The sequence below is a fragment of the Devosia sp. FJ2-5-3 genome, from assembly GCF_029201545.1.
GTDB lineage: Bacteria > Pseudomonadota > Alphaproteobacteria > Rhizobiales > Devosiaceae > Devosia.
Genome location: NZ_CP104007.1, coordinates 3,211,956 through 3,224,014 on the forward strand (window position 1 = coordinate 3,211,956; position 12,059 = coordinate 3,224,014).

Here is a 12,059-nt window from a genome sequence, read left to right on the forward strand (position 1 = left end):
TAGCCAGTCCCTCCACAAGGCTCAAGAAGGCCAGGTGCAAAATGCGTTCATCTTGGCGCGACCAGATCGCCCTTGAGGCCCTTACGCAGGAAGATGATGGCGAGCGCCTCAAAGATCAGATGCCCGGCAGCGCTGCCATCGAGCGCCGGCAGATCGATGCCCAGCACTTGGGCAAGTCCAGCGATCAGCATGAAGGCGCCAACGACATAGGTCCGGTAGCCGGTCAGAATAGACATGGTGGTTCTCCTCTGCAGTGTCGGCAGGGCGGCCTTCGGCACCGTCGCCAGGGCCGTCTTGCGGATGGTGGAAACGCGGCTGGTCCAGCCGCGTCCGAAGGTGGGAAAGGTGGAAAGGCCCTGCAGAAACCGCATGCGACGGTCGCAGAGATCGTTGATCGCTTCATTGGGTCGAGCCTTTTCTGCCGCGGCCAGGGTTACCGGCCCAACCACGCCATCGGCGGCGACGCCGATCCCGGCCTGCAAGGTCCGGATGGCCCGGTCCGGTCCGGAATTGACGGCAAAATCGAAGAGCGCGAGGTCGAGCCCCGCCGGCATGTGGTCGGCACGGCACGGGTTCCAGTAGCGCGCCCGATAAATCCGCGCCGCCTCTTCCCGTGTGAGATTTTCAACCGCCGATTTCGGCAATTCTGTCCAGGGCGAGATGTTTCGCCAGCGCGCCAATGTCTTGCGCGTGATCCCCATATTGGTCGCGCCACCGGGATCGGCGGGATGGTCGACATAGCCGCCTTCATGGGCCAGCACCTGCGCAAGGCAGGCGTCGAACCTCGTTTCAGTCATGAAACTCTCCTCTCGCCCAATGCCCGTCGCCGAGCACCGGGCTCAACTGGGCAATACCGAAGGCAAAATTCGCCGCCTCGCCGCCGAAATCCGTCATCTGGTCAGCAAGGCTGTAGCGGACCGCAGCCAAGCCGCTCTCGACCCGGCGTTTCAGCGTATCGCCCTCGAAAATCTGCAGCGCATAACATTCGGGCACCACATCCAGCGGCACTTCCACGGTGCCCCAGCCCCCGTCATCGAGCCGGCTGCGCCGCACCCAGGAAAAGACGATGTCTCCATCCTCCGCGCGGCTGGCCCGTATATGCCCGGGCGCAAGCGGGCGCAGCGGCGCCGTGTCCGGGGTCACGTCGAGCACCTGCCCCACCACATCTGCAGCGCCTGCGAAAACCCGCAGCCGCCGCGTTTCGCCCAGGGCAGTCATCCCGATCGGAACCCCTTGGGCGCGTGTATCGAGGACCATCACGCGACGACCCCTCACGATTTCGCCGCCGGCGTGACCGCTCCCCTCCAGCCAGCGCAAGAGCTGGCTCAGCCGATATTCGCCGGGGCCAACCAGCTCCGCCTCGGCAAAGCCGATCACCTCCCAATCGCCGCTATCGGTTTCGATGGCGAGCCGATTGCTGCCCGCCAACACCGCATTTTCGCCTGCATCGGCCAAATGCCCGGCATAGAGCCGGATGCCCAGGACATTGCCACGGTCCCAAACCGCGTCGGGCCCCGATCCAATCCCTTCGAGCACTTCCCCCATGAAGACCGGCCGATTGAGCTCGGCCAATACCGCCCCGGTGGTTTCATCGGTCACCCGCACCGGCCCCGGCCATGGCTTTGCGTGCGCCGCGATCACCATGCGGCCGCCCGCCTCCGCCCCGGGCAGGAACGCAGCCGCCAGAACCGGCGCAGCAATCATTGCCACCATCGGCTGAATGGAAGGGGGCCGGTCGACCCCCGTCGCTACCGCATCGCCCATCGGCAAGGCCCGCGCCGTGATCCGCCGCACCAGCCCATCGCGGATTTCGGTGATCTCGAACGGCCCCTCGGCCAGCCCTTCAATCGCTATGCGATCCCCCGGCTCGAGCGCCAGCATATTGGGCGGCACCGCCAGTTCAACGCTGTCGCCGGCTCTTGCCCGACCATCGAGCAGCCGCTCGGCCGCCAGTCGCGCACCGGCCGGGTCGAGCATCATGCCAACGCTCTCTTGCAGCATCGGCCCCTCGCCGGGCCGGATCGCAGTCGCCGAAGCGCCGAGATAATCCCGCGCCCGGTCGAGATGGCCCAGCGCCAGCCGCGCCGGCCGTTCCGAGGCCGCCGACCGCCGACGGGAAATTACCGGCGCATCCACCTTGGCCAGTCCATCTTCCTCCAGCGCCGCACTGACATTGCGGCTGAGCGGCCGCGTCGTCAGCACGCCATCCCGCACGGCCAGCCTCTGCCCCGTCACGTCGAGCACAGGCTCGATGGCGTCGCGCGCCCGCGCTGGTCCAGGCAGCACCATGCCGGAAATCAGTGGCGCAGCCGGGCTCGCATCCACGGCAAACCCATGTTCCTCCGCCACCGCCGCCAGGATCTCGTCACTCGCCGCCCCGCCCAGCCGCCCGGTCAGCCAATGGCCGGTATTGTGGTTGGGCCCATCCGCCCAGACCGCGTCCTGCGCCGGAAACGCCGGATAGGGCCGCGCGTCCCAGGTCCAGCAATAGATCCGTTCGGGATCGACCATCCCGGCCGGGTTCTTGCCCCCATCGTTCCAGTGGCGAAAGTGCGCCCGCAGATATTGCCGCTGGATAAGCAGGTCCGGAATGCCCGAGGAAAAATAGGGCCGACCGCCCTCGGCGCTTTTCGGATCGCCAAAAATATTGGGCTGGTTGGCGCCCTTGTCGACCGCCGCACAGCCCAGTTCCGTCAGCCAGATCGGCTTACTCTGCGGCACCCAGGCTGTGGGTGTCTCCGCCCGCACACCCCCCGGCCGGTCATAGTGCTCGTTGCGCCAGAACGCCTCGATATCCTTGTAGCGCCAGATCCAGGGCTCGCCGTGTGTTCCATCGGTGATCGGCGTGCGGATCTGCGCCGCCCGGTCGGCATCGCTGGCATAGAACCAGTCAAAGCCCTCGCCCCCCGCGATATTTTTGGCGAGATAGCCGAGATCATGCGGCCCATCCGCACCCGCAGCATCGAGATGTCCCTCGCCATCCCGCCAATCGGCCGCCGGCATGTAGCAGTCGATCCCGATTGCATCGATATCGTCCGAAGCCCAGAGCGGATCGAGGTGGAAAAACTTCGCCCCATCCGGCTGATAGCCCGAATATTCGCTCCAGTCGGCCGCATAGCTGAGCTTCGTGCCCGCCCCGACAACGGCCCGCACATCGGCCGCCAATTCCACCAGCGCATCGACGAAGGGAAAACTGTCCCCCGCCCCCCGCGCTGTCGTCAGCCCGCGCATTTCCGAGCCGATCAGCAGTGCCTCGACGCCCGTTTCCGCGGCGATCCCGGCATAGTGCAGCACCATTTCCCGATAATCGGTGAGAAACGCCGCGACCTGATCGGCCGCATCTTCCCCGCCATCCGGCGATCCCGCCTGCCCCGGCGCCGGGTGGCAGGTGATCCGCCCGCGCCACGGATAGCTCGCCTGCTCCTCGGCGCCATAGGGATCGTCGAGCCCGTTTCCGGCCGGCACATCCATCATGATCAACGGATAGAGCGTCACCGCATAGCCGCGATCCCTGAGATCGGCGATTGCCGCCTTCACCGAGGCGTCCGATGGCGTGCCGCCATAGGCCGGCCCGCCATCGTGATAGCTCACCTCCGGCACATCCTCACGCGACAAACCCGCAACGCTCCAGGTGACGCCCTCGATCTCGCGCCCATAGGCTTCCACCCGCGGCGTGATCCGGCATTGCCCGCAGCGCAGATCGTCGCCGAACCAGCTGACCACCAGCGCCACATGTTTCAAATTCGGGCAAAGGGCCGAGAGTTCGTCGATGGACGCCGTCCAATTGCTTACACCCGGAAGCAGATGGGCATTCTCCCCGCGCCCCTCGCCCGGCCTCAGCACCAGCAAGCGCGGCACCGGGTCATAGCCAAACTCGGTCGCGCCCGGGATCACCGTAATGGCGCGGATATCGCGCTCCAGTTCCCCCACCACCCGGCAGAGCTCCGCCGAAATCTGCGGAATGCGATTGCCGAAGCGCGACAGCGGCAAATTCTCGAAGACGATGTAGCAAAGCCCGCGATAGGCCGGCGCATTGCCCGTCCCCTGCGTCGCCTCGATCAGGCTATCGGGCAGTTGATCCTCGCCCCCGCCATAAAAGCGAAAATTCAGCCCGCGGGTGTCGAGCAATTGCCCGTCCGCCCAAATCCGTCCCAGCCGCGCCACCTCGCCCTCGCAAAAGCCGATGGCAAAGCTCGCGCCGATTTCCTCGTCCTCGGGCCCGCCCATGGCCTTGGCCCCGGCCGTTTCGCCGCTCAGCCGCTCCAGTTCGCGCGCCCAGAGGATGTTACCCGCCAGCCGCCCCCAGCCATAAAGCCTCGGGATCGGCGCACCCTCGACCGAACCCACCAGCCGCACATCAAAACTGGTTGCCTCGCGCTTTTCGCCGAACAGCCAGCCATCGACGGCGCTCCCGGCGAGCGCCCCCAGCGCCCGCCCGATGGTCGCGCCGAACGGCCCACCCACCAGCGCCCCGGCAAACTGCCCCGCCAGGGATAAAGCCATAGTGGCCATGTCTTTTTCCTTTTTGGTTTTGTGGGATTTTGGTCTTCGCACGAAGCCCTCTTCCCCTCTCCCCTTGAGGGAGAGGGTGGATCGCGCGCAGCGCGAGACGGGTGAGGGGTCACTTTCCTTTCGGGCTTACCCAAGGTCCGCCACCCCTCATCCGGCGCTGCGCGCCACCTTCTCCCTCAAGGGGAGAAGGAAGAGGGAAACCAGAACCGCCCGCTCACCCGCCGGGCCCAGCCTTCGGTCAAATTCGCCTCCACCACGCCCAGCTTTTCCTGCGCATGGATGAACCGATCGCCTGACACCATGATCCCGCAATGCTTGGCCTCGGAAAGCCCCGCCAGCCGAAACAGCACCACCTGCCCCGCCGCCAGTTCTCCCGCCGCCGGCACCAGGAATTTTTCCGCCGCCGCCCGCAGCGCCCCGGCATTTTCGGGGTCGCGCGGGCTGGCCCGATAGGCCGGCATTTTGTTCGGCTCGTCCCCGTGAAGTGTCCGCCACACCCCGCGAACCAACCCCAGGCAATCGCACCCCGCGCCAAGTGTCGAAGCGCGATGCCGATAGGGCGTGCCCAGCCATTCGCGCGCTGCCGCCACCACTCGATCCGCGTTCATCGCACCACCGCTCGGCCATCCAGCGCATCGCCGTCACGTGGATGCCGCAGCACGAAATCGCTGCCCGGCACATGCGGAAAGCCCCGGAAATTGGCGGCATTGGCAAATTTGTGCCGGCAGGTCACAAAGCGCCGGTCACACCCCGCCGTCACCACCAGCAGATCGCCGGGAACAACCCATTCACCCACCGCCTGGCCAAAGCCGAGCACATCGCCCGCCGCCTCCTTGCGATGGGTCAGCACCGCATCGGCAAGCCCCGCGCGCTTGCCATCACCCCAGAGGCCCATGCCGAAGGCAAACCAGTCCTCGGCAAAACCTTCGAGCCCCTCGACCACCAGCCGGAACGGATCGGCCACCGCCACCACACTTGCGGTCCCGCGAAATTCGCTCGCGGCCAGATCAACGCCGCAACGCCTATCCCCCACCTGCGCATCGCAAAGCCCCTGATAGAGCCGCCCGCACGTCACATTGAGTGCCGCTTGTCCGGAACGCAGTTCGGCACGGAAAATGCCATCCTCGCGCACGATCTCGCCGATCGTGTCCACACGCAGCAGCAGGCACTGCGACGGCGCCATCCAGTTGACCACAAAGGTCTCGACCTCCGCCCCGTCATAGCGCCCGAGCAGAATATCGTCCTCACTCAGCGCCGCATGGTCGAGAATGCCCAGCACTTCGCCCGTCTCCACCTGCGCCCCGAGCTTTGCCGGGCTCTCCCCGCCATCCAGCCCGTAGGTCGGCGCGCAGATCGTCCCCTCCACCTCGAGCGCCCGGTCATGGTTGGTAAAACCCAGCACCACCCCGTCCGTGCGCAGTATCCGCCAGCAATGCGCCAGCGTCGTCTCGCCTTGCGCCAGATGCGCGGCGAGCTCGGCCCCAATCGCTTTCATGGTAAAATCTCCACCAGCGGAATGCTCGGCGCCTCGGCCGCGTCAAAATTCGACCATTCGATATCAAGCCGGTCCGTATCGAAGCGCACCGGCACGTCGAACAAAAAACCCGCCGTCACCGCTGCGCCATCCGCCGGCGCGCTGGCGAAGGCGATGCCCCCCGTGGTGACGTCCACACTCCAGCCGCTCATCACCTCGACCCCGTCCACCGCCACACGCACCGACCCGGCCACAGGCTTCACGATCACCCGCACATATGGATCGAACGCCGCGCCATAGGTCTTGGTCAGCTGAAACTCCGTCCGCGTCCCATCCCCTGTCCCGATCGCCTGGTCCATCGGCGCCGGCACCTTCCCGCCCGAGGAATGGTCGATCCCGTCGCGCCACAAGAACCCATGCAGCCGCCCGCGCCGCTCCTCGAAAAAGGCCAGCACCGCCTGCATGTCGGCCCGGGATTTCACCCCATAGCCCGCATTGTAGCGCCGCCGCGACTGCGCCCAGCGCCCATTGCGCTGCTCGCCCCCACCCGCCAGCGTCACCACATCCGTCCGCCGTTCCGGCCCACCCCGCGCCCCCAGCGCGATATCGAGCGGAAACCGCACATGATGAAATGCCATTCTTTTGCTCCTTCCACCCCCACCCAACCTCCCCCTGAAGGAGGGGGAGGAGCGCCTCAGTGGCTCTCAGACGTCTCCGCAAACCCGATGCTATCCCTCCCCCTTTTCAGGGGGAGGTTAGGTGGGGGTCTTTGCACCCACCCCTCCCCAACCACCGCCCGGCACCTCCCCCTTTAAGGGGGAGGATGGGAGGGGGTGACCAAGAGCCACCGCGCTCGCTCCTATGCGCCCCTCGTCCCGCGTCGCACCGCCCGTAACAGCATCGCGCTCACCTCCGCCTCGCTCTGGGCAAAGCTGCGCGCGTCCTGCGCGGTCACATTAAACGTCACCTGCACCGCGCCACCGCCCCCGGCGACACCCAGCCGCCCATCCGGCCCGCGCGCCAGCGGCATGATCGCCTCCGGCCCGGCCTCACCAGCCAGCCCAAGCCCCTGCGAGAGCGGAAAATAGCTCGGCGCCGCGATCACCCCGCCCTTGGCAAAGGGCTTTATCCCGCCCAGCGCCGGATTGGCCGCCGTGAACAAATTCTCGACGAACCCACCGACCATGTTCCCGAGCGGCTTCAGCGCCGCCTTGAGCGCAATATCGGCAAAGGCCTTGGCGATATCGCCCAGCACCGAGCGGAAGGATTTGCCCTCGGTCAGCGCCCCGCGAAACGCATTGCTCACCGAGCGCGCCACGCCATCGGCGAGATTGCCGATCCGCTCGAGCTCGACGGAAACATCGCCCAACTCCTCACGAAAGTCAGAGCCAAAAAGATCAGCAGCCATCGGGAAAACGCTCCATCAATGTTTCCAGCCCCTGCCGGTCGAGCGGCCCGGCCCGATCCCCCATCACCGCGCCCCAGGCCGCCGCCAGTTCGCGCGGGCTCATTCGCCAGAACGCCTCCGGCGGCAGGCGCAGCACGCCCAGTCCGAAGCGCATCGCTTCCTTCCAGGGAAACGGCGTCATGCCTCGTCCCCGAACGTCGCCTTGAGCAATTTCACCGCGATCTCGGCCGCCCCGCGCAGCCCACCCTCGACGCTCATCCGCGCCAGCTCGTCGTCGGAAATGGCATTCCCACCCCCGCGCAATCCGGCCCCGATGATCGCCGTCAGATCCCGCGCCGACAGCTTTCCTCCAGCAAAGCGCTCGGCCAGCCCCGCCAGATCCCCGGCCCCCAGCCGCGCCTCAAGCTCCGCCAGCGCCCCCAGCGTCAGGCAAAGCGTCCGCACCTCGCCACCAATATTGGCGGCGATTTCACCTCGATGGATGTTTGGCATTTTTGTCCTCAGGTCGCCGTGAAACTCACTTCGCCCGCGCTCTCCAGCGCCAGGTCGAACACCACTTCCCCGGCATGGTCGGCGGAAAATTCCAGCGCCACGATCTGGAACGGCCCCTCGACCGTGCCGAAATGCGGCAGAATCAGCTGCCAGTCCCGGATCGTCCCGGCGAAAAACAGCGTCCGGATCACCCCGTCCGAGGTCTGGTCCTTGAACACACCCGACCCGGATACCGAGGCCCGCTTCACCCCACCGCCCGCAAGCAGCTCCCGCCAGCGCCCGGCGCTTTCCTGGTCGGTCGTATCCACGCTCGCCGCATTGAAATTGAGACTGCGCGTACGCAATCCCGCCACGGTGAGAAAACTCCCCGACCCCGTCTGGTCGAGTTTCAAAAGCATATCCTTGCCACTCTGGGCCGCCATTCTTTTGGTCCTTTTTCTCCAGTCACCCCCACCCAACCTCCCCCTCAAGTGGAGGAGGAGCTGGCCGGTGGCGCTCAGATTTCGCCTAAAACGCGATGCGTCCCTCCCCCTTGTGGGGAGGGATTAAGGGTGGGGTTCGAAAGCCCCGATCTACTCGCTGAAAAACCGCAGCATCACCGCCGCGCGGGCCAAACCCGTGGCCCCATCGATCACCGTTTCGGTGCGCATATGCTCGGCATGGGTCAAAACCAGCCCCACCGGCTCCAGCCCGTCCTTGGCCGCCACCACGCGCGCTGCCAGCGCCAGCGCCGCCTTGCGGCTCGGCTGGTCGGCCCAGCAGTGGATCAAGACGCGATGCTCCTGCCCCGGCGTCAGATCGCCGTCGCGCTGGCGCACATCGTGCCGGTCCACCACCACATAGGGCGCCGGCCGGTCGCGCGGCGGCGCATCGAAGATTCCGCCCTCGCCGATCAACTCGACGAGGTCCTCGTCAGCACCGAGCGCCGCCACCAGCGCCGCCTGCAATTGCACAATCGGGTGGCTCATCCGGTCACCTGCGTCTCGCTGCAGGCGCAGGCGAGATAAGCCTGCCGCCCATTCATGTCCGCCGCGCTCACCACATCGAGATTGCGCCCGCGATAGACAATCCGGTCTCCCGGCGCGACATCGCTGCGAAAGCGCAGCACCACGCTATGGGAAATCGCCACCGCCCGCCCGTCGGCATTGGTGCCCTGCCGTCCGGTGAGGCTGCGCACCCGCGCCCAGACCGTGCCCAGCGGCACGAAAATCCTGGCGTGCCCGCCCTCGTCCTCGGCCACGCTCTCGCGCCGCCGCAATTGGACCCGGTCGGTCAGCGTGCCCACTGGCGGGATTTTATCGCTCATAGCCGCACCCGCTTGTGCGCGGCCACCAGCCGGTCAAAGCCCGAAGGCACCACCGCCCCCGACCCGGCGGTGATCACCGCGTCGCGATGCTCATGCCAATGCGCCACCAGCCCCAGCATGGCCTGTCGCAAATCCGCTGGCACATCTTCCGGCTCTTCGCCAAAGCCGGCGACATAGTCGATCTCGATCCCCTGCCGCCCCTGCAGCCTGGGCATATTCGGCACATGGCCCGGCACGATCAGCCTTTCGCCATCCGCCACAAAGCCATCGACTGCCACCTCGTGGCTCGCCCCGGCCTCGTCGATCGCCGAGATTTCGCTCACCGCGATCAGCGGCGTCACCGGCAGCCGCAGCCATCGCTCGTCCGGCCAGCGGTCGAGCACGATGCGCCAGCTCTGCGCCATCAGCGCCTTGCCGGTAATCCCTTCCACATGCAGCCGCGCCGCGCCGATCAGCGTCTCGATCAGCCCGTCTTCGGCCTCGTCATCCACCTTGAGAAAAGCCTTGGCCTCGGCGAGCGAAACCGGCTCCGCGGCGGGCCCCGCCAGGAGATAGGAAGTCATTTTTTTGTTCCTTGTTGTGGCCAGCCCACCTGACCTCCCCCTTCCCAGGAGGAGGAATAGGCCGGCGGCTCTCAATTCTCGCCGCAAACGCGATGCGTCCCTCCCCCTTCACAGGGGGAGGCTAGGAGGGGGTCTAAACCCCTCAGCTCGCGCCGAACTTCAGCAGCTTGATCGCATCAAAGTCCGCTATCCCGCCGCCCACGCGCTTGGTCGTGTAGAACAAAACATAGGGCTTGCTCGAATAGGGATCGCGCAACACGTTGACCCCCTGGCGGTCGACGATCAGATAGCCCCGGCGGAAATCGCCAAAGGCCACCGACAGAGAATTGGCGCCGACATTGGGCATGTCTTCCTCTTCCACCAGCGGAAAGCCCATCAGGCTGGCGCGGCCGTCGGCCGATGTCGCCGGCTGCCAGAGATAATTGCCGTCGCTATCCTTGAGCTTGCGGATCGCGCCTTGCGTCTTGCGGTTCATCACCCAGCTGGCGTTCTGCCGATAGCCTGATTTCAGCGCATAGACGAGGTCGACGAGCACATCGCTCGGGTTGGACGATGGCAGCGCGCCGGAGGTGCCGGTCGCCACATAGCCGAGCTTGCCCCATTCCCAACTGCCCTCGGCCACGGTCGTCGCGGCGAGAAAACCCTTGGGCTTGTTGGTGCCGTCGCCGGTCACGAAGGCGGTGGTTTCCTGTGCTGCAAAGGCTGCGTTCACCTCGTCGGCGATCCACTGGCCCACATCCACCGCGGCATCGTCGAGAAAGGCCGAGGTCGCCGCCGGCATGGCGTAGAGTTCCGCCGTCGGATAGCTGAGCTCGGCGATCACCTGGCTATCGGTTTCGCTCCGCGACGCCGTCTCGCCGACCCAGCCCGTTTCCGGCCCGGTCACGGTGATCGGGCGTTTATAGACCGAAGCCGAAATCTGACGCACGCCGGCAATGGCGCGGATAGGCGAGATATGGGTCATGAGGCGGGTGATTTCCGTCTCGACCTCGCCAGGCACCACATAGCCGCCGTCACCGGCAACGCCGGTCTGCAGCGCCTTTTCCTCGCCGCGCTTCACATAGGCGGAAAAGGCCTCCTTGTATTCGCCATTGGCGAGAGCGCCCTTGCCTTCCAGCGCCGGGCGGCCGCGTTCGGCGCTGGCGCGGTCCAGCGCCGCCTTGTGCCCGTCGAGCACGGCGTTGAGCCGCTCGAGCTTGCCATCCAGCAAGCCGTCGGCGGTGCCGCGTTTTTCGATTTCGCCCAGGCGCTGGTCATTGGTGCGCTTGAATTCTTCGAATGCGGTCGAAAATTCGGCGAAAAGCGCGGCAATATCGCTCCCCGCGCCGGCCTTGGTTTCAAGGCCGTCACTGATCCGATCCATGTCGGCATCCTTCTATCGGTTGCGGATAGTTTTCGTAGCCGCCGCAATGGCGGCGCCCGCCGAGACGGAAGCGGCGATCCGCGCTTCTTCCATCATCGGAAAGGTCACGATCGAAATCTCGTAGAGATCGATCTCGTGCAGCAGGCGCTGGCCGCTCTGGCGGCTGGCCTTGACCGTGCGAAAGCCGATGGAGAGCCCATCGAGCGCCCGCGTTTCGATCAGTTTTCTTAAGGCATCCGCCCGGGCCACGCCCGGCACCAGCCGTCCGGCCGCAAAAAGCCCGTGCGCGTCCTCGCGCAGCTCTTCCCAGATGCCCACCGGCTCCTTGGGGTCATGCTGGAACAACAGCCTGATGCGCCCGCGCCGCTTGGCGAGGCTCCTCGCAAAGGCCCCGGGCTGCACGATGTCGCCGCCACTGTCGATCCGGTTGAAAATGCTGGCATAGCCGGCAAAGCGTCCCTCTGCATCAATGGGGATTTTTTCGCCCATCAGCGTTTTACCCCGCTCCTGCCCGGCGGCGGCGCCGATGCCTTGGTCTTGTCGGCCAAGGTCCCGGCCAGGTTCCAGGCAAATTGCCGGAACGTCTGCTGGGCCTGCTCGCGCTTGGTCTTTTCCGCCATCTATTCGTCCCCCTTGCGAAACAAACGATTGAGGCTCGATATCTCGGTCACGAAGTCATTGAAGCGCTTATTGGCCGCGGCGAGCTCCTTGAGGCTCCACACCAAAAGCGCACTCGCGCCACTCGCCCACAAAAACAGCGCCAGATGCGCCAGATCCCCGCGCTCAACGACGGTTTTGGTCAGCTCGTCCATGATGGTCTCCTTCCCGCCTTCTTGGCGGGGGCTTGGCGGCAATTGCCACCGGGTCATCCCCGCGCAAGCGGGGACCTCCGTTCAACAGGGGTTCCCGCTTTCGCGGGAATGACACTGTGATCAAGCGAC

General features: G+C 65.9%; 16 protein-coding genes. All 16 read right to left on the reverse strand.

What is annotated here, in order from left to right; all coding sequences use genetic code 11:
* Window positions 1-47: 47 nt before the first annotated feature.
* Window positions 48-797 (reverse strand): glycoside hydrolase family 108 protein, encoded by a 750-nt coding sequence (locus tag N0P34_RS15390; RefSeq protein ID WP_275604103.1) that lies wholly within the window; start codon window positions 795-797, stop codon window positions 48-50.
* On the reverse strand, window positions 790-4,512 hold the full coding sequence (locus N0P34_RS15395) for a glycoside hydrolase/phage tail family protein (RefSeq protein WP_275604104.1): 3,723 nt from the start codon (window positions 4,510-4,512) through the stop codon (window positions 790-792). The genes N0P34_RS15390 and N0P34_RS15395 overlap by 8 nt, the downstream gene beginning before the upstream one ends.
* 176 nt (window positions 4,513-4,688) lie before the next feature.
* Window positions 4,689-5,120, reverse strand: coding sequence for an NlpC/P60 family protein (locus N0P34_RS15400; RefSeq protein ID WP_275604105.1), 432 nt, complete (start codon window positions 5,118-5,120; stop codon window positions 4,689-4,691).
* A complete protein-coding gene (locus N0P34_RS15405; RefSeq protein WP_275604106.1) occupies window positions 5,117-6,007 on the reverse strand; it encodes a DUF2163 domain-containing protein in 891 nt (296 codons plus the stop codon). Before N0P34_RS15405 ends, N0P34_RS15400 begins: the two co-directional genes overlap by 4 nt.
* Window positions 6,004-6,624: a DUF2460 domain-containing protein gene (locus N0P34_RS15410; RefSeq protein ID WP_275604107.1), complete on the reverse strand. Its 621-nt coding sequence runs from the start codon at window positions 6,622-6,624 to the stop codon at window positions 6,004-6,006. The genes N0P34_RS15405 and N0P34_RS15410 overlap by 4 nt, the downstream gene beginning before the upstream one ends.
* 221 nt (window positions 6,625-6,845) lie before the next feature.
* Window positions 6,846-7,394 (reverse strand): phage tail tape measure protein, encoded by a 549-nt coding sequence (locus N0P34_RS15415; RefSeq protein WP_275604108.1) that lies wholly within the window; start codon window positions 7,392-7,394, stop codon window positions 6,846-6,848.
* On the reverse strand, window positions 7,384-7,575 hold the full coding sequence (locus N0P34_RS15420; protein WP_275604109.1) for a rcc01693 family protein: 192 nt from the start codon (window positions 7,573-7,575) through the stop codon (window positions 7,384-7,386). The genes N0P34_RS15415 and N0P34_RS15420 overlap by 11 nt, the downstream gene beginning before the upstream one ends.
* Window positions 7,572-7,886, reverse strand: coding sequence for a gene transfer agent family protein (locus N0P34_RS15425; RefSeq protein WP_275604110.1), 315 nt, complete (start codon window positions 7,884-7,886; stop codon window positions 7,572-7,574). The genes N0P34_RS15420 and N0P34_RS15425 overlap by 4 nt, the downstream gene beginning before the upstream one ends.
* 8 nt (window positions 7,887-7,894) lie before the next feature.
* Entirely contained in the window at window positions 7,895-8,308 is a 414-nt protein-coding gene (locus tag N0P34_RS15430) for a phage major tail protein, TP901-1 family (protein WP_275604111.1), read from the reverse strand.
* Between the two features lie 150 nt (window positions 8,309-8,458).
* Window positions 8,459-8,854, reverse strand: coding sequence for a DUF3168 domain-containing protein (locus N0P34_RS15435; protein ID WP_275604112.1), 396 nt, complete (start codon window positions 8,852-8,854; stop codon window positions 8,459-8,461).
* Window positions 8,851-9,192 (reverse strand): phage head closure protein, encoded by a 342-nt coding sequence (locus tag N0P34_RS15440; protein WP_275604113.1) that lies wholly within the window; start codon window positions 9,190-9,192, stop codon window positions 8,851-8,853. Before N0P34_RS15440 ends, N0P34_RS15435 begins: the two co-directional genes overlap by 4 nt.
* A complete protein-coding gene (locus N0P34_RS15445; RefSeq protein ID WP_275604114.1) occupies window positions 9,189-9,755 on the reverse strand; it encodes a head-tail connector protein in 567 nt (188 codons plus the stop codon). Before N0P34_RS15445 ends, N0P34_RS15440 begins: the two co-directional genes overlap by 4 nt.
* Before the next feature lie 142 nt (window positions 9,756-9,897).
* The gene (locus N0P34_RS15450; protein ID WP_275604115.1) at window positions 9,898-11,118 is read right to left on the reverse strand and encodes a phage major capsid protein; all 1,221 of its coding nucleotides are present in this window, start codon (window positions 11,116-11,118) and stop codon (window positions 9,898-9,900) included.
* 12 nt (window positions 11,119-11,130) lie between these two features.
* Complete coding sequence (locus N0P34_RS15455; RefSeq protein WP_275604116.1) at window positions 11,131-11,607, reverse strand: HK97 family phage prohead protease; 477 nt, start codon at window positions 11,605-11,607, stop codon at window positions 11,131-11,133.
* Window positions 11,607-11,738 (reverse strand): hypothetical protein, encoded by a 132-nt coding sequence (locus N0P34_RS15460; RefSeq protein WP_275604117.1) that lies wholly within the window; start codon window positions 11,736-11,738, stop codon window positions 11,607-11,609. The genes N0P34_RS15455 and N0P34_RS15460 overlap by 1 nt, the downstream gene beginning before the upstream one ends.
* Window positions 11,739-11,930, reverse strand: a complete 192-nt coding sequence (locus tag N0P34_RS15465) for a hypothetical protein (RefSeq protein ID WP_275604118.1) — start codon at window positions 11,928-11,930, stop codon at window positions 11,739-11,741.
* Window positions 11,931-12,059: the final 129 nt, after the last annotated feature.

Coding starts and splice junctions, on each gene's coding strand:
- N0P34_RS15390 (WP_275604103.1), bottom strand. CDS start 797: ATGACTGAAACGAGGTTCGACGCCTGCCTTGCGCAGGTGCTGGCCCAT.
- N0P34_RS15395 (WP_275604104.1), bottom strand. CDS start 4,512: ATGGCCACTATGGCTTTATCCCTGGCGGGGCAGTTTGCCGGGGCGCTG.
- N0P34_RS15400 (WP_275604105.1), bottom strand. CDS start 5,120: ATGAACGCGGATCGAGTGGTGGCGGCAGCGCGCGAATGGCTGGGCACG.
- N0P34_RS15405 (WP_275604106.1), bottom strand. CDS start 6,007: ATGAAAGCGATTGGGGCCGAGCTCGCCGCGCATCTGGCGCAAGGCGAG.
- N0P34_RS15410 (WP_275604107.1), bottom strand. CDS start 6,624: ATGGCATTTCATCATGTGCGGTTTCCGCTCGATATCGCGCTGGGGGCG.
- N0P34_RS15415 (WP_275604108.1), bottom strand. CDS start 7,394: ATGGCTGCTGATCTTTTTGGCTCTGACTTTCGTGAGGAGTTGGGCGAT.
- N0P34_RS15420 (WP_275604109.1), bottom strand. CDS start 7,575: ATGACGCCGTTTCCCTGGAAGGAAGCGATGCGCTTCGGACTGGGCGTG.
- N0P34_RS15425 (WP_275604110.1), bottom strand. CDS start 7,886: ATGCCAAACATCCATCGAGGTGAAATCGCCGCCAATATTGGTGGCGAG.
- N0P34_RS15430 (WP_275604111.1), bottom strand. CDS start 8,308: ATGGCGGCCCAGAGTGGCAAGGATATGCTTTTGAAACTCGACCAGACG.
- N0P34_RS15435 (WP_275604112.1), bottom strand. CDS start 8,854: ATGAGCCACCCGATTGTGCAATTGCAGGCGGCGCTGGTGGCGGCGCTC.
- N0P34_RS15440 (WP_275604113.1), bottom strand. CDS start 9,192: ATGAGCGATAAAATCCCGCCAGTGGGCACGCTGACCGACCGGGTCCAA.
- N0P34_RS15445 (WP_275604114.1), bottom strand. CDS start 9,755: ATGACTTCCTATCTCCTGGCGGGGCCCGCCGCGGAGCCGGTTTCGCTC.
- N0P34_RS15450 (WP_275604115.1), bottom strand. CDS start 11,118: ATGGATCGGATCAGTGACGGCCTTGAAACCAAGGCCGGCGCGGGGAGC.
- N0P34_RS15455 (WP_275604116.1), bottom strand. CDS start 11,607: ATGGGCGAAAAAATCCCCATTGATGCAGAGGGACGCTTTGCCGGCTAT.
- N0P34_RS15460 (WP_275604117.1), bottom strand. CDS start 11,738: ATGGCGGAAAAGACCAAGCGCGAGCAGGCCCAGCAGACGTTCCGGCAA.
- N0P34_RS15465 (WP_275604118.1), bottom strand. CDS start 11,930: ATGGACGAGCTGACCAAAACCGTCGTTGAGCGCGGGGATCTGGCGCAT.